The sequence below is a fragment of the Amycolatopsis sp. NPDC049691 genome (genome assembly GCF_040675005.1).
Classification (GTDB): domain Bacteria; phylum Actinomycetota; class Actinomycetes; order Mycobacteriales; family Pseudonocardiaceae; genus Amycolatopsis.
This window is the reverse complement of the sequence record NZ_JBFANX010000012.1, coordinates 103,784-125,523: the sequence shown is the minus strand read 5'-3', so window position 1 is coordinate 125,523 and position 21,740 is coordinate 103,784. Positions and strand designations below refer to the sequence as shown.

At 71.2% G+C, this 21,740-nt stretch carries 22 protein-coding genes; 14 read left to right on the top strand and 8 right to left on the bottom strand.

What is annotated here, in order from left to right:
* Nucleotides 1-17: 17 nt before the first annotated feature.
* The 4 genes from AB0J40_RS26560 to AB0J40_RS26545 form a co-directional block, all read right to left on the bottom strand.
* Entirely contained in the window at nucleotides 18-470 is a 453-nt protein-coding gene (locus AB0J40_RS26560; protein WP_364457522.1) for a GNAT family N-acetyltransferase, read from the bottom strand.
* A 10-nt stretch (nucleotides 471-480) separates the two neighbouring features.
* On the bottom strand, nucleotides 481-882 hold the full coding sequence (locus tag AB0J40_RS26555; protein WP_364457520.1) for a GNAT family N-acetyltransferase: 402 nt from the start codon (nucleotides 880-882) through the stop codon (nucleotides 481-483).
* 36 nt (nucleotides 883-918) lie between these two features.
* A complete protein-coding gene (locus AB0J40_RS26550; protein ID WP_364457518.1) occupies nucleotides 919-1,959 on the bottom strand; it encodes an MBL fold metallo-hydrolase in 1,041 nt (346 codons plus the stop codon).
* Nucleotides 1,960-2,063: 104 nt separating this feature from the next.
* Nucleotides 2,064-2,888 carry a phospholipid scramblase-related protein gene (locus AB0J40_RS26545; protein ID WP_364457516.1) on the bottom strand — a complete coding sequence of 275 codons (825 nt, stop codon included), beginning with the start codon at nucleotides 2,886-2,888 and terminating at the stop codon, nucleotides 2,064-2,066.
* A gap of 134 nt (nucleotides 2,889-3,022) precedes the next feature.
* On the opposite strand from AB0J40_RS26545, the gene AB0J40_RS26540 reads away from it, so the two are divergent.
* Genes AB0J40_RS26540 through AB0J40_RS26525 form a run of 4 tightly spaced genes read left to right on the top strand, consistent with a single transcriptional unit; the run spans nucleotide 3,023 to nucleotide 7,435 of the window.
* Complete coding sequence (locus tag AB0J40_RS26540) at nucleotides 3,023-4,060, top strand: methionine synthase (protein ID WP_364457514.1); 1,038 nt, start codon at nucleotides 3,023-3,025, stop codon at nucleotides 4,058-4,060.
* Nucleotides 4,061-4,066: 6 nt separating this feature from the next.
* A complete protein-coding gene (locus AB0J40_RS26535; protein ID WP_364457513.1) occupies nucleotides 4,067-4,771 on the top strand; it encodes a hypothetical protein in 705 nt (234 codons plus the stop codon).
* An 11-nt stretch (nucleotides 4,772-4,782) separates the two neighbouring features.
* The gene (gene ligA / locus AB0J40_RS26530) at nucleotides 4,783-6,948 is read left to right on the top strand and encodes an NAD-dependent DNA ligase LigA (RefSeq protein WP_364457511.1); all 2,166 of its coding nucleotides are present in this window, start codon (nucleotides 4,783-4,785) and stop codon (nucleotides 6,946-6,948) included.
* Complete coding sequence (locus tag AB0J40_RS26525) at nucleotides 6,941-7,435, top strand: GNAT family N-acetyltransferase (protein WP_364457509.1); 495 nt, start codon at nucleotides 6,941-6,943, stop codon at nucleotides 7,433-7,435. The genes ligA and AB0J40_RS26525 overlap by 8 nt, the downstream gene beginning before the upstream one ends.
* Before the next feature lie 44 nt (nucleotides 7,436-7,479).
* Here the strand turns inward: AB0J40_RS26525 and AB0J40_RS26520 are convergent, their stop codons facing one another.
* Nucleotides 7,480-8,133, bottom strand: a complete 654-nt coding sequence (locus AB0J40_RS26520; RefSeq protein WP_167379908.1) for an amino acid-binding protein — start codon at nucleotides 8,131-8,133, stop codon at nucleotides 7,480-7,482.
* A gap of 235 nt (nucleotides 8,134-8,368) precedes the next feature.
* Between AB0J40_RS26520 and gatC the strand changes: the two genes are divergently transcribed.
* From gatC to AB0J40_RS26480, 8 genes are all read left to right on the top strand, one after another.
* On the top strand, nucleotides 8,369-8,668 hold the full coding sequence (gatC, locus tag AB0J40_RS26515) for an Asp-tRNA(Asn)/Glu-tRNA(Gln) amidotransferase subunit GatC (RefSeq protein ID WP_308670337.1): 300 nt from the start codon (nucleotides 8,369-8,371) through the stop codon (nucleotides 8,666-8,668).
* A complete protein-coding gene (gene gatA / locus AB0J40_RS26510; RefSeq protein ID WP_364457507.1) occupies nucleotides 8,665-10,182 on the top strand; it encodes an Asp-tRNA(Asn)/Glu-tRNA(Gln) amidotransferase subunit GatA in 1,518 nt (505 codons plus the stop codon). Before gatC ends, gatA begins: the two co-directional genes overlap by 4 nt.
* The gene (gatB, locus tag AB0J40_RS26505; protein ID WP_364457505.1) at nucleotides 10,179-11,684 is read left to right on the top strand and encodes an Asp-tRNA(Asn)/Glu-tRNA(Gln) amidotransferase subunit GatB; all 1,506 of its coding nucleotides are present in this window, start codon (nucleotides 10,179-10,181) and stop codon (nucleotides 11,682-11,684) included. The genes gatA and gatB overlap by 4 nt, the downstream gene beginning before the upstream one ends.
* A 9-nt stretch (nucleotides 11,685-11,693) precedes the next feature.
* Nucleotides 11,694-12,230: a hypothetical protein gene (locus AB0J40_RS26500; protein WP_364457503.1), complete on the top strand. Its 537-nt coding sequence runs from the start codon at nucleotides 11,694-11,696 to the stop codon at nucleotides 12,228-12,230.
* Nucleotides 12,231-12,443: 213 nt separating this feature from the next.
* Nucleotides 12,444-13,499, top strand: coding sequence for a Gfo/Idh/MocA family oxidoreductase (locus tag AB0J40_RS26495; protein WP_364457501.1), 1,056 nt, complete (start codon nucleotides 12,444-12,446; stop codon nucleotides 13,497-13,499).
* The gene (locus tag AB0J40_RS26490) at nucleotides 13,496-14,416 is read left to right on the top strand and encodes a PmoA family protein (protein ID WP_364457499.1); all 921 of its coding nucleotides are present in this window, start codon (nucleotides 13,496-13,498) and stop codon (nucleotides 14,414-14,416) included. The genes AB0J40_RS26495 and AB0J40_RS26490 overlap by 4 nt, the downstream gene beginning before the upstream one ends.
* Complete coding sequence (locus AB0J40_RS26485) at nucleotides 14,413-15,129, top strand: cupin (protein WP_364457497.1); 717 nt, start codon at nucleotides 14,413-14,415, stop codon at nucleotides 15,127-15,129. Before AB0J40_RS26490 ends, AB0J40_RS26485 begins: the two co-directional genes overlap by 4 nt.
* Nucleotides 15,126-16,268: a Gfo/Idh/MocA family oxidoreductase gene (locus AB0J40_RS26480; RefSeq protein ID WP_364457495.1), complete on the top strand. Its 1,143-nt coding sequence runs from the start codon at nucleotides 15,126-15,128 to the stop codon at nucleotides 16,266-16,268. Before AB0J40_RS26485 ends, AB0J40_RS26480 begins: the two co-directional genes overlap by 4 nt.
* A gap of 1 nt (nucleotide 16,269) precedes the next feature.
* Here AB0J40_RS26480 and AB0J40_RS26475 read toward each other — a convergent pair whose 3' ends face one another.
* Complete coding sequence (locus AB0J40_RS26475; RefSeq protein ID WP_364457493.1) at nucleotides 16,270-17,475, bottom strand: PQQ-dependent sugar dehydrogenase; 1,206 nt, start codon at nucleotides 17,473-17,475, stop codon at nucleotides 16,270-16,272.
* A 65-nt stretch (nucleotides 17,476-17,540) separates the two neighbouring features.
* Here AB0J40_RS26475 and AB0J40_RS26470 point away from each other — a divergent pair, with 65 nt between their 5' ends.
* Nucleotides 17,541-18,449 (top strand): NAD(P)-dependent oxidoreductase, encoded by a 909-nt coding sequence (locus AB0J40_RS26470; RefSeq protein WP_364457491.1) that lies wholly within the window; start codon nucleotides 17,541-17,543, stop codon nucleotides 18,447-18,449.
* Between the two features lie 37 nt (nucleotides 18,450-18,486).
* Nucleotides 18,487-19,062 carry a DoxX family membrane protein gene (locus tag AB0J40_RS26465; protein WP_364457489.1) on the top strand — a complete coding sequence of 192 codons (576 nt, stop codon included), beginning with the start codon at nucleotides 18,487-18,489 and terminating at the stop codon, nucleotides 19,060-19,062.
* A gap of 306 nt (nucleotides 19,063-19,368) precedes the next feature.
* Here AB0J40_RS26465 and ilvD read toward each other — a convergent pair whose 3' ends face one another.
* The gene (gene ilvD / locus AB0J40_RS26460) at nucleotides 19,369-21,213 is read right to left on the bottom strand and encodes a dihydroxy-acid dehydratase (RefSeq protein ID WP_364457487.1); all 1,845 of its coding nucleotides are present in this window, start codon (nucleotides 21,211-21,213) and stop codon (nucleotides 19,369-19,371) included.
* A 47-nt stretch (nucleotides 21,214-21,260) separates the two neighbouring features.
* Complete coding sequence (locus AB0J40_RS26455; protein ID WP_364457485.1) at nucleotides 21,261-21,710, bottom strand: PH domain-containing protein; 450 nt, start codon at nucleotides 21,708-21,710, stop codon at nucleotides 21,261-21,263.
* Nucleotides 21,711-21,740: the final 30 nt, after the last annotated feature.

Genomic DNA, 21,740 nt, shown 5'->3' with positions numbered 1-21,740 from the left:
GGTCAACGGTTTGGTGCTCAGAGCTTGAGCTTGAAGCCGGTGTGGCTCGGAACGAAACCGAGGCGTTCGTAGAACCGGTGCGCGTCGGTCCTCGCGACGTCCGAGGTGAGCTGGACGAGTGCGCAGCCACGTCGCCGAGACTCGTCGATCGCCCAGCGCACGAGATCCGCGCCGAGCCCGGAACCTCGGTGGTCGGCGTGAATCCGGACGGCCTCGATCTGACCGCGGAGCGCACCGCGCCGGGCGAGACCGGGAATGACCGTCAGCTGCAGTGTCCCGACGGGTTCGTCATCGAACGTCAAGACGACGAGGAACTGGTTCGGGTCGGCGTCGATGTCCTCGAAAGCCCGAAGGTAGGGCTCGAGGTCGCCGGGATCGTCCCGGGTCGCGCCGAGCTGGTCGTCCGCCAGCATGCGCACGATCGCGCCGATGTCGTCCCGCCGTGCCCGGCGGATGCTGTAGTCGGTCACGGCGCCAGTATCACAGGACGCGGGTGAATCCCTGATAGCTGTGCTCGAACCCGAAGCGCGCGTAGAAGTCTCGCAAGTCGGCACGCGCCAGGCCGGAATCGAGGTGGATGCGGCTGCAACCTAGGCGTCGGGCTTCGTCGATACCCCAGGTCAGCAGGGCGCTGGTGACTCCCCGCCGGGCGGCGCGGACGCCTTCGAGCAGGCCGCGGGTAGCGCCTTCCCACATGAGCCCGCGCAGCACCGTCAGTTGCGCGGTGCCGACCACGCCGTTGTCGTCTTCGGCTACCACCAGCGTGACGTGCGACGTGTTCATGAGCTGGCGGAGCGCGGTTGCCAGCGGCTCGCCCGGTGCACCGAACAAGCGCCCGAGCGCCTCGACGTCCGAAGCCCTGGCGCGTCTGATGACATCCATTTCACCCAGTATGCAGGAAGCTCACGCCGAGAGCGCTCAGGTCGTGTAGTGGCGAACACCGTCGACGACCCGAGCGGCCAGCTTGCCCTGGGACACCAGGAGATCAAGATGCGCCGCTGTCTCGAGAACGGCGAGCATCTGGTTGAACGAGTCCATTTCGGACAGTTTGCGGTTGCGGCGGGTCCAGCCGATCCGGTGTGCGGCCTCGTATGCCGTGCTCGCGCCGGCCGTGATCTGGGAACCGATCGTCTCGAGGCGTTGCCGGTGGTGGTCCAGCAGCTCGTCGACCCGCGTGTGCACGCTTTCGGACACCGGACCGTGCGCGGGCAGCATGCGCCGGTCCGGCATCGCGCGCACCAGGCGCAACGAGTCGATGAAGTCGTTCAGCGGCAATTCGGCGGGCACGGGCTGGAAGCCGATCGACGGCGTGATGTGCGGCAGCACGTGGTCGCCCGAAAACAGCAGATCGGCGGTGTCGTCGACGAACACGACGTGGCCGGCCGTGTGCCCGGGAGTGGCGACGACGTCGAACTCGCGGCCGGGCAGGATCGGGCGCGGTCCCGGTGTCAGCCACTCGTCGGGCGCTTCCCAGAGATCGGCCTCCGTGTGCCGGCGGTTCGTGCCGAACTCGCGGGCCAGGGCTTCGACGACGTCGCCCGCGCCCGCCTGGACCAACAGGTCGACCTGAGCTTCCATCGGCAGCCGGTCGGGGTTGCCGGAAGCTTTGAGCGACGGCTCTTCGTCCTGCCCCAGGGCGATCTTGGAGCCGAATTCCCGACGGAGGACGACCGCCTGCGAATAGTGGTCCCGGTGGACGTGGGTCACGAGGAACTCGCTGACGTCGGCGAGTTCCGCGCCGATGCCGCCGAGTGCGGCCGCGAGTTGTTGCCGCGCGACGGTCAACGCCCAGCCGGAGTCCACCAGGACCAGCTTCTCGCCATCGGTGACCGCGTAGACGTTGACCGCGCGCAGAGCGTCGTTGGGCAGGGGCAACGGGATCCGGTAGACGCCGGTCGAGACCTCGTAGATCCCGGGCTCGGTCCAGTTCCTGTCGCTGCTTTCCGGCAACGGTTCCACGGTGACCTCCGTCCCGGCGAGACTGCGGCGTCCCGGCCTTCGTTCACCCTGAGCCGTGCCGGGCCCGCTGTCCACCTGGCGAAGCTGAGACGCCGGTCACTCGCTCAGTCGGAGTCCTGTTTCAGGGCGGTGTCGATCGTGAGGGCGGCCGCGACCACCATGCTGGCGAGCGGATCCGGAAGCGGGTGGGGGATCTCGACGACGTAGTTGTCGGCGGTCGTGAAGGCGGCTTTGAGGAACCCACCCCAGGTCTTGGTCACCCGGGCGACCTCGGTGCCGGCGTGGTCGCGGATCGAGAAGTTCCAGGCTCGCCAGTTCTCGGCGAAGATCCCGCCCACCGAGCGGCCGTCGACGACGAAGCCGAAACGGATCTTCCCGAAGACGTTTTCCTGGACGATCTCGCCGATCGGGGTCTCGTCGGCTCTCGTCACGAGGAAGCGTGACTTGAAGACCTTCGCGGGGCGCGTCACCTTGAGCACGGTGCTGTGGTTGGCGTCCCGGACCTCGAACTTGTGGGTCAGGAACTGGTCGTACTTCGTCAGCAGCCGGATCGCCTTCTTCAGCGTGCTCTGCCCGACCTCGACGACGCCGCCGAGCCGGTTGCCGTTCTGGTCGAAGACGCCGAACTCGTTGGCCATCTCGATCAGCTTGGCGCGCTGGTTGACCACCAGGACCGGCTCGGTGAACAGCGTCCCGCCGCCCGCGCGCGCGGCGCCCCGGCCACGCGTCGCGCGGTTGACCTGGTCCTGGATCCGGGCCGGGTCGTGCGCCCGCTCGATGTCCAGCTCGATCGGCGCGGAGTCGCTCGGCGGCGGTGCCTGGTAGGCCGGTCGGGTGTTGGCCGTCCAGGCCCGGCCGTCCCACCAGCGGTGCAGACGGGGGTCCCGCGCATCGGGGTACCAGCCCGGTTGCGGTGGCGAACTCGTCATGGCGGGTGAGCCTATCCGCGCGGGCCGCGTCACGGTGCCGGTAACGGCAAATGCGGCGTATGTCTGCCTCGGGACGGCTCGGCGCGGCAGCCCGGTCGGCGCGGCCCGCGGGCGGTCGACCAGAATCGGGAGTTGTGAGCGAGCGAGTTTGGCCCAGCGGTGCCGCGACGGCGATCGGCTCGATGCCGGGCACCGACCCCGCGGAAGCGGCGGCGATCGTGTTCGGCGAGCTGCCGGACTTCCCGCACCTGCCGGAGCTGCCCGCCCGCGGCGTCGGCGCGGACCTGCTCGGCCGGACCGCGGCGCTGCTGGTGGACCTGGCCGTCGACGTCGTGCCGAGCGGCTACCGCGTGGTGACGCGGCCGGGACACGAGCACCGCCGGGCCGTCGACCTGCTCCGCTGGGACCTCGACGCCGTGCAAGAGGCGCGCGAGAAGGCCGGAGCCACCCCGCCGGTCTTCAAGATCCAGCTGGCCGGGCCGTGGACGCTCGGTGCCGGGATCGAGCTGCCCCGCGGCCACCGGGTGCTCACCGACCGCGGGGCGTTGCGGGACTTCACGTCGTCGCTGCTGGACGGCCTCGCCGGCCACGTCGCCGAGGTCCGCGCCAGGACCGGCGCGCCCGTGGTCGTCCAGTTCGACGAGCCGTCCCTGCCCGCCGTGCTGGCCGGCGGCCTGGCGACGCCGTCCGGCTACGGGAACGTCCCCGCGGTGCCGGAGCCCGAGGCGCGTGACCTGCTTTCGACGATGATCGAAGGCGCGAAGGCGATCACCGGCCGGCCGGTGATCCTGCACTGCTGCGCCGCGAAACCGCCGCTCGGCCTGCTGCGCGAAGCAGGCGCGGACGCTCTGGCCTTCGACCTCGCCGCGCTCGACGGCGCCTCCGCCGCGTTCCTCGACGAGATCGGCGAAGTCTGGGACGGCGGGGCGACCTTGTTCCTCGGCGCGGTCCCGTCGACGGCGCCCGCGTCGCCGCCGTCCCTGAAGGACGTCGGGGAACCGGCGTTCCGGCTGGCGGACCGGCTCGGCTTCAACCGCGGCGTCCTCGCCGAACGCGCGGTGCCGACCCCCGCGTGCGGCCTCGCCGGCGCGACGCCGGAATGGCTGCGCCGCGCCCTCTCGCTGACGCGCGACCTCGGCAAGGCCTTCGTCGAGCCCCCGGAAGGCTGGTGACGGACCATGCGCCTGTTCCGCCGCAAGAACGCCGCCGCCGACCCGCCCGACCCGCGCACCGCGTGGCCCGAGCAGCCCGTGCCGGACGACCCGGCGGCCGCGGCGGAGGCGTTCTGGCAGGGCTGGTACGACTTCCTGCCGATGGTCAGCGCGGCGCTCGGGGAGGGCGAGCCGCACCGGGTCGAGCACGAGCTCTGCCAGCTGGTCGAAGCGCTGCACCCGCGGCTGCACTTCTCGCTCGAACGTGGTCGTCAGTCGATCTACGCCCTGGTCGTGACCGGTCAGGAGGACCCGGAGCTGCGGCCGTTCACCGACGCGTGGCGCGCCGCCGCCCCGCCGGACGACGCGATCTGGGAGTACCACGACTCGGTGCCGCCCGTGCCCGATCCGACCGAGGTCACCGTCAACCTCGGTGAGCACCGGATCGCGCTGGCCGACGTCCGGGTCGTCGCGCAGGTCGACGACGACGAGCACGTCGTCGACGTCGCCGTCTTCCACCCGGGCTTCGCCGACCTCGACGACGCCGCGCGGCAGACCATGACGTTCCTGCCGCTCGACGCGACATTGGGTGAACGGCTCGCCGCCGAACGGCTACGGCGCGTCGAGACCGCGGCGGTCGAGCCGGCCGGTGCGATCACCCTTTTGGAGTTCCGCGAACTGGTCCGCGGGCTGGGCGCCGGCGGACACGAAAATGTCGGTCCCCCCGACTAGGGTTACCACCCGTGAGCAGCACCGAACTCCCCCAGGACCCGGCCCCGGCGGCCGCCGAGGACGTCACCGACGTGCCGGCCGACGTGCGCGAGCGGCACGGCGCCCTCGCCGAGGAACTGCGCGACCACCAGTTCCGCTACTACGTCCTGGACTCGCCGATCATCTCCGACGGGCAGTTCGACGAGCTCCTGGGCGAGCTGCAGCGGATCGAGGACGAATACCCGGGGCTGGTCACGCCGGAATCGCCGACTCAGCGCGTCGGTGGCACGTTCTCGACCGAGTTCACCGCGTACGACCACCTCGAGCGCATGCTCAGCCTCGACAACGTCTTCGACAGGGACGAGTTCCTCGCCTGGTACGAGCGTGTCGAGAAGGAGGTCGGGCGCACCGAGTTCCTCGCCGAGCTGAAGATCGACGGCCTGGCGATCAACCTCTTGTACGAAAACGGCCACCTGACCCGCGCGCTCACCCGGGGTGACGGCCGCACGGGCGAAGACGTCACGCTGAACATGCGCACGCTCGACCAGGTGCCCGAGACGCTCACCGGCACCGACCAGTTCCCGGTGCCGGCCCTGGTCGAGGTGCGCGGCGAGGTCTACTTCCGCGTCGAGGACTTCCTCGAGCTGAACGCGAAGATGGTCGAAGCGGGTAAGCCGCCGTACGCGAACCCTCGCAACACCGCGGCCGGCTCGTTGCGGCAGAAAGACCCGAAGATCACGCGCGAACGCCGGCTGCGGCTGATCTGCCACGGGCTCGGCAAGCGCGACGGTTTCGAACCGCAGCGTCAGTCGGAGGCGTACGACGCGCTGGCCGCGTGGGGCCTGCCGGTGTCGCCGCACAGCAAGGTCCTGACGACGGCCGAGGAGCTCACCGAGCACATCACCTACTGGGGTGAGCACCGGCACGACGCCGAGCACGAAATCGACGGCGTCGTCATCAAGGTCGACCGGGTGGCGCTGCAGCGGCGGCTGGGCACCACCTCGCGGGCGCCGCGGTGGGCGATCGCGTACAAGTACCCGCCGGAAGAGGCCATCACGACGCTGCTGGACATCCAGGTCAACGTCGGGCGGACCGGCCGGGTGACCCCGTTCGCGGTCACCGAGCCGGTCAAGGTCGCCGGGTCGACCGTCGCGCGGGCCACCCTCCACAACCAGGAGGAGGTCAAGCGCAAGGGCGTGCTGATCGGCGACCGGATCGTCATCCGCAAGGCCGGCGACGTCATCCCCGAGGTGCTCGGCCCGGTGGTCGACGCGCGGACCGGCGACGAGCGCGAGTTCGTCATGCCGACGCACTGCCCCGCATGCGGCACCGAGCTCGCGTACCAGAAGGAAGGCGACAAGGACATCCGTTGTCCGAACAGCCGCTTCTGCCCCGCGCAGCTGAGGGAGCGGCTCTTCAGCCTGGCCGGGCGCGGCGCGTTCGACATCGAGGTGCTCGGGTACGAGGCCGCGGTCGCGCTGCTCGACGCGCGCGTGGTCGCCGACGAGGGCGACATCTTCGACCTCGACGAAGACAGCCTCGCCGAGGTCGAGCTGTTCCGGACCAAAGCCGGCGAGCTGTCGGCGAACGCGCGAAAGCTGCTGGCCAACCTCGACGTGGCCAAAGATCGGCCACTGTGGAAGGTGCTGGTCGCTTTGTCGATCCGGCACGTCGGGCCGACCGCGGCGCAGGCGCTGGCCCGCGAGTTCGGCTCGATCGAACGCATCGAGCAGGCCACCGAGGAGGAGCTGGCGGACGTCGACGGCGTCGGCCCGACCATCGCGCGGGCGACCCGGGAGTGGTTCGAGGTCGGCTGGCACCGGGAGATCGTCGAAAAGTGGCGACGCGCCGGCGTGCGGATGGAGGAGGAGCGCGACGACTCGATCCCGCGCAACCTCGAAGGTCTGTCGATCGTGGTGACCGGCTCGCTCGACGGCTTCTCCCGAGACGAGGCCAAGGAAGTCATCATGGCGCGCGGCGGCAAGGCGGCCGGGTCGGTCTCGAAGAAGACCGCGTTCGTCGTCGTCGGGGATTCGCCGGGTTCGAAATACGACAAGGCCGTGCAGCTAAAGGTGCCGGTGCTGGACGAAGGCGGTTTCCGCGTCCTGCTGGAGCAGGGTCCCGAGGCGGCGCGGGAGGTGGCGCTGCCGGCCGGCGACGAGACCGCCGAGGACGAATCTGGGGAGTCGGATGAGTGATGTCGAAATACGGCCACCGCGGCCCGAGGAGTACGCCGCGGCGGGCGAGGTCACGGTGCGGGCCTACGACGTCGACGGTCACCTGGCCGGCGATGTCGGGTACGACGCGGAGCTGCGGGACATCGCGCGGCGGGTCGAGCTGGCCGAGGTGCTCGTCGCCGTCGACGCGGCGGGGGAGGTGCTCGGCACGGTGACCATCGTGCGGCCGGGGTCGCCCTACGCCGAGATTTCCCGTCCCGGCGAGCTGGAGTTCCGGATGCTCGCGGTAGCGCCGTCGGCGCGGGGGCGGGGCATCGGCGAGGCGCTCACCCGGGCCGTGCTCGACCGCGCGCGGGCGCTGGGCATCCGCCAGGTCGTGCTGAGCAGCCTGGACGGGATGCGCAGCGCCCATCGGCTCTACGAGCGTCTCGGCTTCGAGCGCCTCGCCGAACGGGACTGGCGGCCGTACCCGCACATCAGCCTGATCGCCTACCGGATCGACGTCTGACCTGCGCGCTGCCGAGATCCGGCCGAAATCCGGCGACGCGCGCGTCAGCCGTCGAGCACGACCGCGACGATCCCGGCGAGGTGCGCGAGCCGGGCGACCTCGGCGGCGCGGAAGGCCGGGCCGCCCGGTCGCGCGACCAGCAGCGCCTTGCCCGGCTTCCCGAGCGGCGTCGCCGCCAACTCGGTGCCGAGCTCCTTCCAGGTCTCCGGGATCCAGGCTTCTTCGCCGTCGAGCACCGTCGCGCGCTCGAGCGGCAGCCACGGCAGGTCGGTGATCGGGGTCTCGGGCGCCGCGCTCGACGACGCCAGCCGGAGCGCGCCGGTCTCCGAGTGCTCGACGATCATCGCCCAGCCGGCGCGCACGATCCGGGGCACGCCCTCGGCCAGGATGTCGAGGCCGGACTTCGGCTGCGCGGCGATCTCTTCGACGAGTTCGAGCTCGCGGTGCGTGTCCAGCACGCCCGCGTACGGGCGGACCGCGTCCACTTCGACGCCTTCGACGCTTTCCGCCGCCGTGATGAGCGCGTCGGGCAGACGACCGGACGGGAGCTCGACCACGAGGTCGTCCACCGCCACTCCGGTGCCGCGCTCGACGACGTCCACGCTGAGGATGTCGGCGCCCACCGTGCCGAGCGCCGTGGCGACCGCGCCGAGGGTCCCCGGGCTGTCCGGAAGGATGACCCGGATCAGGAACGACACCACGCGCCCCTCTCGCCTCTGCGTCCCAGCCTTGCCGTGGGACGCTTGATGCCGGTCGCCGATTGTGACAGACCCACCCGGCCCGCGGGACCCGCTGTCCGCCGGGCGGGATGCGAGCGTCGCCGGACGGCACCCGGCCTGCGCCGGGCGTAACCCAGTCGAGTCCGCCCGCGCCGTCACCATAGACTTGCAGCTTCCGAGACAACCCGCACAGCACAACCCGGGAGTCACCCGCGTGCCCAACATTTCCCGAGACGAGGTCGCGCACCTCGCGAAGCTGGCCAGGCTGGCCGTGACCGACGACGAGATCGACGTCTTCGCCGGCCAGCTCGACCAGATCCTGGACTCGGTGGCCAAGGTGAGCGAGGTCGCCGCCGACGACGTGCCGCCGACGTCGCACGCCGTGCCGCTGACGAACGTCTTCCGACAGGACGTCGTCGTCCCCGGGCTCACGCAGCAGCAGGCGCTGGCCGGTGCGCCGGCTGCCGAAGACGGGCGTTTCCGGGTGCCGCGGATTCTGGGGGAAGAGCAGTGACCGAGCTCGTCAAGCTGACCGCCGCCGAGCTGGCGGAGAAGATCCACGCGCGTGAGGTGTCCGCGGTCGAGGTCGCCCAGGCCCACCTGGACCGGATCGCCGAGGTCGACGACCACATCCACGCGTTCCTGCACGTCGACACCGAGGGCGCGCTGGCCGCGGCCAAGAAGGTGGACGAAGGCCTCGCCGAGGGCAACGCGCCCGCGTCGCCGCTGGCCGGGGTGCCGCTCGCGCTGAAGGACGTCCTCACCACCGAGGGCATCCCGACGACCTGTGGATCGAAAACGCTCGAAGGCTGGATCCCGCCCTACGACGCGACCGTGACGCGCAAGCTGCGCGAGGCCGGCGTCGTGATCCTCGGCAAGACGAACATGGACGAGTTCGCCATGGGTTCGTCGACGGAGAACTCGGCGTACGGCCCGACGCACAACCCGTGGGACCACGCCCGCATCCCGGGCGGGTCGGGCGGTGGCTCGTCGGCGTCGATCGCGGCCTTCGAAGCCGCCATCGCCATCGGCACCGACACCGGCGGGTCGATCCGGCAGCCCGGGTCCGTAACGGGCACCGTCGGGGTCAAGCCGACCTACGGCGGGGTGTCGCGGTACGGCCTCGTCGCGTTTTCGTCCTCGCTCGACCAGGCCGGGCCCTGCGCGCGGACGGTGCTCGACGCCGCCCTGCTGCACGAGGTCATCGCCGGGTACGACCCGCGGGACTCGACGTCCATCGACGCGCCGGTGCCGCCGGTGGTCGCCGCGGCCCGGCAGGGCATGACCGGTGACCTCAAGGGCGTCAAGGTCGGCGTCGTGAAGGAATTCGGCGGCGACGGCTACCAGCCGGGCGTGGAGCGGTCCTTCCAGGCCGCGGTCGAGCAGCTGCGCGCGCTGGGTGCCGAGGTCGTCGAGGTCTCGTGTCCGCATTTCGTCTACGCGCTGCCCGCGTACTACCTGATCGCGCCGAGCGAGTGCTCGTCGAACCTCGCCCGGTTCGACGCCATGCGCTACGGCCTGCGCGTCGCCGACGACGGCACGCACAGCGCCGAAGAGGTCATGTCGCTGACCCGCGAGAAGGGCTTCGGCGCCGAGGTCAAGCGGCGGATCATGCTGGGCACCTACGCGTTGTCGTCCGGCTACTACGACGCCTACTACGGCTCGGCGCAGAAGGTGCGCACGCTGATCACGCGCGACTTCGCGGCCGCGTTCGAAAAGGTCGACGTCCTCGTTTCGCCCACGACGCCGACCACGGCGTTCAAGATCGGCGAGCGCGTGGACGACCCGATGGCGATGTACCTCGCCGACCTGTGCACGATCCCGTCGAACCTGGCCGGCAACGCCGCGATGAGCGTGCCGAGCGGGCTGTCCGACGAGGACGGCCTGCCGGTCGGCCTGCAGATCATGGCCCCGGCGCTCGCCGACGACCGGCTCTACCGGGTCGGCGCCGCCTACGAGGCCGCCCGCGACGCCGCGGCCGGCGGGGCGCTCATCCACAAGGTCCCGGAGCTGGGAGGAACGAAGTGACTGCCGTGGCCGAGTTGATGGACTACGCCGACGTCGTCGAACGGTTCGATCCGGTGCTCGGGCTCGAGGTGCACGTCGAGCTGAACACCAACACGAAGATGTTCTGCGGGTGCCCGAACGAGTTCGGCGGCGAGCCGAACACCAAGGTCTGCCCGACCTGCCTCGGCCTGCCCGGGGCGCTGCCGGTCGTCAACGGCAAGGCCGTCGAGGGCGCGATCCGGATCGGCCTGGCGCTGAACTGCGAGATCGCCGAGTGGTGCCGGTTCGCCCGGAAGAACTACTTCTACCCGGACATGCCGAAGAACTTCCAGACGTCGCAGTACGACGAGCCGATCGCCTTCAACGGCTACCTCGACGTCACGCTCGACGACGGCGAGGTCGTGCGCGTCGAGATCGAGCGCGCGCACATGGAGGAAGACACCGGCAAGTCGCTGCACGTCGGCGGCGCCACCGGCCGGATCCACGGTGCCGAGCACTCGCTGCTGGACTACAACCGGGCCGGCGTGCCGTTGATCGAAATCGTGACGAAGCCGATCGAGGGCACCGGCGAGCGGGCCCCCGAGGTCGCGCGCGCCTACGTGACGGCGTTGCGTGACCTGCTTCGCGCGCTCGACGTGTCCGACGTCCGGATGGACCAGGGCTCGCTGCGGTGCGACGCGAACGTTTCGCTCATGGCGAAGGACGCGACCGAGTTCGGCACCCGCACCGAGACGAAGAACGTCAACTCGCTGCGCAGCGTCGAACGCGCCGTCCGCTACGAGATGACGCGGCAGGCGGCGATCCTCGCCGAGGGCGGTTCGATCAAGCAGGAGACGCGGCACTTCCAGGAGGCCGACGGCACCACGTCGTCGGGCCGGACCAAGGAGACCGCGGAGGACTACCGGTACTTCCCGGAGCCCGACCTGGTCCCGATCGCGCCCGCGCGCGAGTGGGTCGAACAGCTGCGCGGCACGCTGCCGGAGATGCCGTCCGAGCGGCGGAAGCGCATCCAGCAGGAGTGGTCGCTCTCCGACGAAGCCCTGCGTGACCTGCTGAACGTCGGCGCCGTCGACCTCGTCGCGGCCACGGTCGAGGCCGGCGCGTCGCCGGACGAGGCGCGTGGCTGGTGGGTCAACACCCTGGCCCAGGAGGCGAACGCGCGCGAGGTCGAGCTGGCCGACCTGGCGATCACGCCGAAGCAGGTGGCCGAGGTCATCGGGCTGGTTTCCTCCGGTGAGCTGACGAACAAGCTGGCCAAGGAGGTCGTCCAGGGCGTGCTCGCCGGTGAGGGCGAGCCGCGCGAGGTCGTCGAGAAGCGTGGGCTGAAGGTCGTCTCGGACGACTCGGCCCTGCTCGCGGCCATCGACGAGGCCCTGGCGGCGCAGCCGGACGTCGCGGACAAGATTCGCGGCGGCAAGGTGGCCGCGGCGGGTGCGATCGTCGGCGCGGTCATGAAGGCGACCAAGGGGCAGGCCGACGCCAAGCGGGTCCGCGAGCTGATCATCGAACGCGTCGGTTCCTGACCCGTTTTCATGACACAGCCGTTTTCCGTCAAGAGCGTCACCTGGCGTGAGTGGCTCGGCCTGGCGGCCGGGCTGCTCGCGCTGGGCTCGACGTTCCTCCCGTGGACGACGCTGAGCACGAACAAGCCGGACATCGAGGTCGTGCTGTCCTCGTTGCCGCAGAGTGACGTCGTCCGGAACGCGTGGAATGCGAGCTTCTTCGCGTGGTGCCCGCCGCTGGCGCTGGTGCTGGCCGGGGTGGTCGTGGTCGTCTTCGGACGATTCCGGAAGGCGCGGGTCGGCGGCCTGCCGCACCTGTGGCTGGTGGTCGCCGCGGCGGCGCTGCTGCTGATGGTGATCGGCTGGTTCACGCTGGACTGGGAGTTCGACGCCGACCAGCGCGGAATCTTCGACGCCGCCGGCATCGCCATCGACGCCGGGTTCGGGCGGTTCCTCGGGGTGCTGGCGGGGCTCGTGTCGGCCGTTGCCGCTTTCTTGGACATGCTGGCGGCGCGGGCCGAAAGCCGGCAGCCGCGGAAGCGTCAGCCTCGGAGCAAGAGCCGCTGACCGTTCCCGGCGAACCGGCCGGACTCGTCGGCCCGGCATGTGTCCGGGTCTTGGGTGGCCGAGTCGTCCGTTCCGGTTGTGGGCGTGCGGTGACAACGTTGACATCGTTGGTGGCCGTTGCGTGAGAAAGCGCTTTCTGAGACGGTCGAGACGAGTTCTCAGGGGCGCAAGTCGAGCGGTGGAGGGAGGTTCCGGTTGGCTCGGGGAAAGCGCTTGCGCGTTGCCATCGTCGGGGCCGGCGCCATTGCCGGCAGCCATCGGACCGCCTTCCAGGCTCACGGCGACGACGTCGATCTCGTGGCCGTCGCGGATGTCGACGAGGCTCGGGCCCTCGCCTTCTGCGCCGCGACCGACCATGCCCGGCCCTACCGCGACCTCGACACCCTGCTCGCCGAGCAGGAACCCGACCTCGTCTCGATCTGCACACCTCCCGGCCTGCACGTCGAACAGACCAAACTGGCCCTCGAAAGCGGCGCCTGGGTCTGGTGCGAAAAGCCCCCGTGCCGTTCGCTCGCCGAATACGACGACCTGACCGCCGCCGAACGGGACGGGGGTCCGTACGTCTCCTTCGTCTACCAGCAGCGGTCCGGCTCTGCCGTCGCTCACTTCCGGGATCTGCTCGGCAAGGGGCAACTCGGCCGTCCTCTTGTCGCGCATTGCCAAACCACCTGGTACCGCGACCACGCCTACTACGCGGTCCCCTGGCGGGGGCGGTGGGCGACCGAAGGCGGCGGGCCCGCCATGGGCCACGGCATCCACCAGATGGACCTGCTGCTCCACCTCCTGGCGGGCGACGCGGACGAGTGGGCCGAAGTCCAGGCCATGACCGCGCGGCTCGTGCACGACGTCGAGACCGAGGACGTCTCCACCGCGCTCGTCCGGTTCGGGTCCGGAGCGCTGGCGACCGTCGTCAACAGCGTCCTCTCGCCCGACGAAGTGAGCCGGATCCGGATCGACTGCGAACACGCCACCGTCGAGCTCACGCACCTCTACGGCCACGTTGCCGAAGACTGGCGATACACCCTCGCACCGCAGGCCGGGCCGATCGAGACCGAACCACCAGAGGACATCGGCAGCTCGCACGCCGCCGCGCTGGCGCCCGTCCTCGACGCCTGCCGGGCCGGGCAGCGGCCTCCCTGCAGCGGCGCCGACGGGCGGCGGGTGCTCGAGTTCGTCGCCGCTCTCTACAAGGCCGCCGCCACCGGGCGGACCGTTCGGCGGGGCGAAATCGGCCCCGGCGATCCCTTCTACGCGGGGATGGCCGGATGAGCGCGGACATCACCGTCACGCACCGGCACGGCGACCGCGTGGTCGTCGAGGCCGGCGGGGTGCCGCTCATGTCCTATGTGTACAAGCCCGACCCCGTCGCCTACGAGTCGCGCAAGCCCTACACCCACCCGCTGCGAACCTTGCGCGGCCGGCGGGTGAGCGGGTACCGGCCCGCCGACCACCGGTGGCACAAGGGGCTGCAGATGACGTCGAGCCACCTCTCCGGCCAGAACTTCTGGGGTGGCCACACCTACGTTCCCGGCCGCTGGTACCAGGAGCTGCCGGACCGCATCGGCTCGATGCGGCACGACGGGTTCGCCGGCTTCACCGTCGGCGGCGACCGGCTCACCCTCGCCGAACGGCTCACCTGGGTGACCCACCGCGGCGACGAATGGGCGCGCGAGCGGCGTGACATCGCCGTCCACTCCGTCGAACCCGGCGAGGGCGCCTGGGCCATCGACTGGGGCATCGAACTGACCAACGTCCGCGACGCGCCGCTCGTGTTCGGCAGCCCGACCACCGCCGGCCGGGAGCGGGCCGGGTACACCGGGCTGCACTGGCGGGGCCCGCGCGACTTCAGCGGCGGCCGGGTCCTCGGGCCCGGCGGCCTCGGCGGCGACGACATGATGGGCGCGCAGGCACCGTGGCTCGCCTTCGTCGGCGAGCACGACGACGTCGACGCCCACTCGACGCTCGTCTTCGCGCATTCGCCGGAAAACGACCACGCCATTCACGAGTCGCACTGGTTCGTCCGGTCCCGGGACACGCCCATGGTGGCCTTCTCGTGGGCCTTCTTCGAAGAGTTCTCCTTGCCGCCGGGGGAGAGCTTCACGTACCGCTACCGGGTCGTCGTCGCCGATGGAGCGTGGGACCGCGACCGGGTGACCGACTACCTCGACAGGCACGGATGGTCATGAACGAATTCGCGCTTCCAGGCGGAATCGGTGTTTCGCACTTACGCGCCTACGAGTGGGAAGCCGAAGATGGCGTCCTCGGTGGGAGCCCACACGTCCACCTCGCTTGCACCGAGGCCTATGTCGTCACGGCCGGGCGTGGCGCCGTCCAGACGTTGAGCACCGGCGGCTACGCGGAGACGCCGCTGGAAGCCGGCGTCATCGCGTGGTTCGCGCCCGGGGCCGTCCACCGGATGGTTCAGGGTGGTGGCCTGCGCGTCACCGTTCTCATGCAGAACAGCGGCCTGCCCGAGGCCGGCGACGCCGTCTTCACGTTCCCGCCCGACGTGCTCGCCGACCCGGCTGCCTACGCCGAGGCCGCCGCGTTGCCGGAAACCGACGCCGCCGCCAGAAGGCGCCGCGACCTGGCGGTGCGCGGCTACCTGCCGCTGCGCGAGGCGCTGCTGGCCGGCGATCCGGAGCCGCTGCGGGCGTTCCACCGGGCGGCCGTCGCGCTCGTGTCGCCGAAAATCGGAGACTGGGTACCGCGCTGGCAGGCCGGGGCCCTGAAGGCCGCCGAACTGACCGGCGCGCACCTCAAGGCCCTCGCCGACGGCGACGGGAGCCACCTCGAGCAGTCGGGTGTCCGGGTCGCGACGCCGTCGAACCCGGACGGTTTCGGCATGTGCGGGCGTCGCGCGGAATACGACATCGACCAGGAAGGCCGTCAGCGATGAACCAGAAGAGCATCGGCGTGCTGCTCAACGGGGTCACCGGCCGGATGGGCTACCGGCAGCACCTGCTCCGGTCCGTGCTGGCCATCCGTGAGCAGGGCGGCGTCGAGCTGCCGGACGGCACCCGCGTCCAGCTCGAGCCGATCCTCGCCGGCCGGAACGCGGCGAAACTCCGGGAACTCGCCGAACGGCACGGCTTGACCGCGTGGACTACCGACGTCGAATCGGCACTGGGGGACGTCGGGATCTACTTCGACGCGCAGCTGACGTCGGCGCGCGAGCCGTCGGTGCGGGCGGCGATCGCCGCGGGCAAGCACGTCTACGCCGAGAAGCCCCTGGCCGAGACGCTGCCGGCGGCGCTGGAGCTGGCCGGCCTCGCGCGCGACGCCGGGATCTGTCACGGAGTCGTCCACGACAAGCTGTTCCTGCCCGGCCTGCGGAAGCTGCGGCGGCTGGTCGACGGCGGGTTCTTCGGCCGCGTCCTGTCGGTGCGCGGCGAGTTCGGCTACTGGGTCTTCGAGGGCGACTGGCAGGAGGCGCAGCGCCCGAGCTGGAACTACCGCGCCGAGGACGGCGGCGGGATCGTGCTCGACATGTTCTGCCACTGGAACTACGTCCTCGAGAACCTCTTCGGCCGCGTCGAGGCCGTGACGGCGAAGGCGGTCACGCACATCCCGCGCCGGTGGGACGAAAAGGGCGACGCGTACGCGGCGACGGCCGACGACGCCGCGTACGGCATCTTCGAACTCGAGTCGGGGGCCATCGCGCAGATCAACTCGTCGTGGTCGACGCGGGTGTTCCGCGACGAACTGGTCGAGTTCCAGGTCGACGGCACCGAGGGCAGCGCCGTGGCCGGGTTGCGGCGATGCCGCGTCCAGCACCGCTCGGCGACGCCGAAGCCCGTCTGGAACCCGGACCTGCCGGCCACCGAACCCTTCCGCGACCAGTGGCAGGAGGTGCCGGACAACGGCGAGTTCGACAACGGCTTCAAGGCCCAGTGGGAGGAGTTCGTCCGGGACGTGGTCGCCGGACGGCAACACCGCTACGACTTCTTCTCGGCCGCGCGTGGGCTGCAGCTCGCCGAGGCCGGGCTGACGTCGTCGGCGGAAGGGCGCCGCGTGGAGCTCAAGCCGCTGACGTAGCTCAGTCCTTGCTGTTGCCGCCGCCGGACATCGCCGGGGTGATCAGCACGACGCGGTCGTCGCTCGACACCGGCGTGCCGCCGTCCTTGTTGACCGTGCCGGCCACCGCGAGCTGCGGGTTGATCATGCTCATCCCGGCGAGCCGCCCGAACGTCTGGGGCGGCTTGCCGGACTTGCCGTCCAGGACGACCAGGGGCCGCCCGGTGACGGCGCCGTCCTTCGACACCGGCAGGTCCTGCAGGTTGCCGGCCGTGGCGGCGGCGACCGCGACGTACCCGGTCGCGTCGACGAAATCCGCGCAACCCGCGGCCCCCGGCTTTTCCGGCCACGTCCACGCCGGCGTCGTCAGCGGCTGCCCGGCCTGCACGCGGTAGAGGACGTCCTTGTCGGCGAGCCGGTCGGTGGCCCAGACGCGGCCGCCGTCGGCGGACGCGCACAGCCCGCCCGGCGCGTGCAGCCCGGCCGCCACGACCAGGGAGCCGTTCGGGTTGCCCGCCGCCGCCTTGCCGGACGTGTCGATCCGCAGCACCTTCCCGGCGAGCGAGTTCGGGTCCGCGGCCGCGTTCGGGTTGCCGCCGTCGCCGGTCGCGACGAGCAGCGCGCCGCGGTTGTCGGCGCTGATCGTGCCGCGGTTGCCGGTCGCGCCCTTCGGGATGCCGATGAGCACCGGCTTCGCCGCCTGCCCCTTGGCGAAGCGCACCACGCGGTTGTCGGTGGCCGTGGTCACATAAGCGAACACGAGCTGGTCCTCGACGTACGACGGCGACAGCGCGAGGCCGGTCAGGCCGCCGTCGCCGGTCGCCTGGACGTCGAGCTTCGCGAAGTCCGTGGCGTCCTTGCCCGCGGTCGCGAGCAGTACGCGGCCGCTCTTGCGCTCGCCGGCCAGCGCGCTCGGGGTGGAGCCGTCGCCCGGCAGGCCGGCGACCGCCGCGACGGTGTCCAGGCAGGTCGCGATGACCGCCGGGTCGAAGTCCTTGCAGCCCTGCGGCGGCGGGACGGGCGTGGCCGACTGGCCGGGACGCGCCTGCTTGCCGTCGCCGGAGTCCGCGCCCGGGCCCTGGACCTCGGGCGGCGACTCGGGGCTGGGCACGGGCGCCGGGCTGAACGTCTGGCCCGCCGCGGTGTCGTCGAACCGCGCGCACCCGGCGGGCAGCAGGACGCCGCAGGCCAGGATCGCCAGCAGGGCCGACCGGTACCGAGTGCGCATGATCCCCCAGCCTAGGGGCCGCCGCGTGAACCATGGGTGAGTACTCCTGGATTACGTTGGGGATCATGACGCTGACCGTGCTGGTCCCCGACGACGAGGGCATGTCCGTGCTCGCCGAGGTGCCGCGGGTCCTGCCCGTGCGCCACCAGTGGGGCGAACCGGTGCCCCCGGAAGCCGCGAAGGCCGAGGTGCTGATCCCGGGCAAGCACCCGCCGGGCGAGGAACTGTGGCGCACGCTGCCGAACCTGAAGCTGATCCAGCTGCTGTCCGCCGGCGCCGAAGACTGGGTCGGCAAGGTGCCCGACGGCGTCCTGCTCTCGACGTGCCGGGGCGCGCACGGCGGGAGCACCGCCGAGTGGGTCGTCGCGGCGCTGCTGTCGATCTACCGGAAGCTGGACGTCTTCGCCGCGGCGCACCGCGAGGGCCGGTGGGACCGGCAGAGCACCGACACCCTGCAGGGCAAGCGCGTGCTCGTCATCGGCGCCGGCGACCTCGGGCAGCACCTGCGGCGCCGGCTCGAGCCGTTCGACGCGCGGTGCACGATGGTCGCGATGACCGCGCGGGAAGGCGTGCACGGCGTGAAGGAGCTGCCGTCACTGCTCGGGCTGCACGACGTCGTCGTACTGATGGTGCCGCTGACCTCGCGGACGCGGGGGATGGTCGACGCGGCGTTCCTCGCCGAAATGCGTGATGGCGCGGTTCTGGTCAACGTGGCCCGCGGCGCCGTCGTCGTCACCGACGCCCTGGTCGCCGAACTGACCACGGGACGGTTGCGCGCCGCGCTCGACGTCACCGACCCGGAGCCGCCGCCTCCCGGGCACCCGCTGTGGACCGCGCCGGGACTGCTGCTGACGCCGCACGTCGGCGGGGCGGTGCGTGGGGTGCGGGGGCGGTCGTACGCCGTCGCGGCGGCCGAGATCGCGCGGTACGCCGGGGGAGAGCTGCCGGACAACCTGGTCCACGGCGAGTACTGAGCTCGCCAGGCCGCCGCCGATCCCCTACCCTTCGCGCGTGAGCAGTGGAGACGACTATTCGCAGCAGCCCACCAGCCTCCTGTCGGGCGTCGAGGACGACGGCGCCGACGACACCCCACGCCAGGGCGGACTGGGCCTCGGCCTGCTGATCCTGCGCGTGGCGCTCGGCGCGACCATGGGCGCGCACGGCCTGCAGCACCTGTTCGGCCTGTTCGGCGGGCCGGGCATCGGCGGGTTCGCGCGGATGCTGGAGACGTTCGGGTACCACAAGCAGACGACGCTGCTGTCGTGGATCACCGGGATCGTCGAGCTGGGCGGCGGGGTGCTGGTGGTCGTCGGGCTGTTCACCCCGCTGGCCGCGGCGGGGCTGCTCGGCGTCGCGGCGAACGCGGTGTACGCGAAGGTCCACGGCGGGTTCTTCGAGGGGCAGGGGCAGGGCTTCGAGCTCGAGCTGCTGCTGGGGCTGACGGCGCTGAGCCTGCTGTTCACCGGGGCCGGGCCGATTTCGCTGGAGCGGAACACGCCGTGGCGGAAGCGGCCGTTGCCGCTGGGATTGGTTTCGCTGCTGCTGGCCGCCGCGGCGGCCGTGGTGGTCATCGTTTTGACCCGGTAGGGCTGGGGACAACCCGGGCGTCGCGGCCGGGGTTGTGGATGACTCCGATGCGGGGGCCGGGAATTGTCGGTGGTCGCCCGTAGCTTTGAAACCGGGGGTCCCCCTCGCGGGTTGGGGACAACTCGGCCGTGGGGACCGGGGTTGTGGACAACTCCGCTGCGGGCGCCCGGAACTGTCGGTGGCTGTCGGTAGCGTTGAAGTCGGGGGTCCCCCTCGCGGCTGGGGCGGAAGGCCGGGGACCGACCGGGGTGGTGGAACGCCGAAGGCCGCCCCGGGAGCGGGGCGGCCTTCGCGGGAGAATGAGACCTACTTGTTCACGTCGCGGACCGCGCCCGTGTCCGCCGACGTCGCCATCCGGGCGTACGCGCGCAGCGCCGCCGTCACCGGGCGCTGGCGCTCCTTCGGCTGCCACGGCCGCTCCGACGCCTCCATCTTCGACCGGCGCTCCGCCAGCACCTCCGCGTCCACCAGCAGCTCGAGCCGGCGCTCGTGGACGTCCAGCAGGATCCGGTCGCCGTTCTCCACCAGGCCGATCAAGCCGCCCGCCGCTGCCTCCGGGGAGATGTGGCCCACCGAAATGCCCGAGGAGCCGCCCGAAAAGCGGCCGTCGGTGATCAGGGCGCACTTCTTGCCGAGGCCCGAGCCCTTGAGGAACGCCGTCGGGTGCAGCATTTCCTGCATGCCCGGGCCGCCCGCGGGACCCTCGTAGCGGATCACCAGCACCTCGCCCGGCTGGATCTCCTTCTTGAGGATCGCCGACACCGCCTCCTCCTGGCTCTCCAGCACCCGCGCCGGGCCCTCGAAGTGCCACAGGTCCTCGTCGATGCCCGCGGCCTTGATCACCGCGCCGTTCTCCGCCAGGTTGCCGCGGAGGATCGCCAGGCCGCCGTCCTTCGTGTACGCGTGCTCGACGTCGCGGATGCAGCCGCCCGCCGCGTCCGTGTCCAGCGAGGACCAGCGGTTCGACGTCGAGAACGCCTGCGTCGTGCGGACCCCGCCCGGCGCCGCGTGGAACAGCTCCAAAGCCTCGGGAGAAGGCGAAGCAGCGCGGATGTCCCAGGTCGAAAGCCAGGAATCGAGGTCGCGCGAGTGCACCGACCAGACGTCGGTGTTCAGCAGGCCGCCGCGGTACAGCTCGCCCAGGATCGCCGGGATTCCGCCCGCCCGGTGGACGTCCTCCATGTGGTAGTCCGAGTTCGGCGCCACCTTCGACAGGCACGGCACGCGGCGGCCGATCGCGTCGATGTCGGCGATCGTGAAGTCGACCTCGCCCTCCTGCGCGGCGGCGAGGATGTGCAGCACCGTGTTCGTCGAGCCGCCCATCGCCATGTCGAGGGCCATCGCGTTCTCGAACGCCGCCTTCGACGCGATCGAGCGCGGCAGGACCGAGTCGTCGTCGTTTTCGTACCAGCGGCGGCACAGCTCGACGACCGTGCGGCCGGCCTCCTCGAACAGCGCGCGACGCGCCGAGTGCGTCGCCAGCGTCGAGCCGTTGCCCGGCAGCGAAAGACCCAGCGCCTCGGTCAGGCAGTTCATCGAGTTCGCGGTGAACATGCCGGAGCACGACCCGCACGTCGGGCACGCGGAACGCTCGACGACCGCCAGCCCGTCCTCGTCGACCTCGGTGCTCGCCGAGGCCGCGATCGCGGTGATCAGGTCGGTCGGGGCCTGCGCGACGCCGCCGACGACGACCGCCTTGCCGGCCTCCATCGGGCCGCCCGACACGAACACCACCGGGATGTTGAGCCGCATCGCCGCGTTGAGCATGCCCGGGGTGATCTTGTCGCAGTTGGAGATGCACACCAGCGCGTCGGCCTGGTGCGCGTTGACCATGTACTCGACCGAGTCGGCGATGATCTCGCGCGAGGGCAGCGAGTAGAGCATGCCGGAGTGGCCCATGGCGATGCCGTCGTCGACGGCGATGGTGTGGAACTCGCGCGCGACGCCGCCCGCTTCCTTGACCGCGTCCGCGACGATCTCGCCGAGGTCCTTCAGGTGCACGTGGCCGGGCACGAACTGCGTGTAGGAGTTGGCGATCGCGACGATCGGCTTGCCGAAGTCGCTGTCGGTCATGCCCGTGGCGCGCCAGAGCGAGCGCGCGCCCGCCGCGTTGCGGCCGTGGGTGGTGGTCCGGGAACGGAGAGGCGGCACAGGAACTCCCAGGTCAAAGGGTCGCCGGCGAAACTGGTAGAACCAATTTACTCCGCGGGCGAGGCCTTCGGTTCGCCGGGCTTGATGTCCTCGGCGTCCAAAAGGCCGCTCGGGTCGGCGACGAGACCTTCGCTGACCAGCGAAAGCACCGGCAGGTGCCGGGTCCGCACGGTGGGCAGCGGCACCTTCGTGTCGTCCTGCAGCACCGCCTGCACCCGCGACTTCTTGGTGATCGCCAGGCCCTTCAGCGCCGACCACGGGACGTCGCGGTGGCCGAACATCGTGCGGGTCGCCAGCCCTTCGCGGGTCGCGATCGTGCGCGTCCGGATCACGAACACCGCCAGCGCGATCGGGAAGATGTAGAGCCACTGCAAGTACGGGATGTCCCCGAGCGCGACCGGCGTCACGCAGATCGTCAGGAGGGCGATCGCCATGAACGACGTGCGGGGGATGCGGAAGACGGCCTTCCGGCCTTCGTCCTGCTCTTTTTCGGCCACCCCGAAATGGTGCACCGCGGCGCGGACCGG

Coding starts and splice junctions, on each gene's coding strand:
- AB0J40_RS26555 (WP_364457520.1), bottom strand. CDS start 882: ATGGATGTCATCAGACGCGCCAGGGCTTCGGACGTCGAGGCGCTCGGG.
- AB0J40_RS26545 (WP_364457516.1), bottom strand. CDS start 2,888: ATGACGAGTTCGCCACCGCAACCGGGCTGGTACCCCGATGCGCGGGAC.
- AB0J40_RS26535 (WP_364457513.1), top strand. CDS start 4,067: ATGCGCCTGTTCCGCCGCAAGAACGCCGCCGCCGACCCGCCCGACCCG.
- AB0J40_RS26525 (WP_364457509.1), top strand. CDS start 6,941: ATGAGTGATGTCGAAATACGGCCACCGCGGCCCGAGGAGTACGCCGCG.
- AB0J40_RS26500 (WP_364457503.1), top strand. CDS start 11,694: ATGACACAGCCGTTTTCCGTCAAGAGCGTCACCTGGCGTGAGTGGCTC.
- AB0J40_RS26490 (WP_364457499.1), top strand. CDS start 13,496: ATGAGCGCGGACATCACCGTCACGCACCGGCACGGCGACCGCGTGGTC.
- AB0J40_RS26485 (WP_364457497.1), top strand. CDS start 14,413: ATGAACGAATTCGCGCTTCCAGGCGGAATCGGTGTTTCGCACTTACGC.
- AB0J40_RS26480 (WP_364457495.1), top strand. CDS start 15,126: ATGAACCAGAAGAGCATCGGCGTGCTGCTCAACGGGGTCACCGGCCGG.
- AB0J40_RS26475 (WP_364457493.1), bottom strand. CDS start 17,475: ATGCGCACTCGGTACCGGTCGGCCCTGCTGGCGATCCTGGCCTGCGGC.
- AB0J40_RS26470 (WP_364457491.1), top strand. CDS start 17,541: ATGACGCTGACCGTGCTGGTCCCCGACGACGAGGGCATGTCCGTGCTC.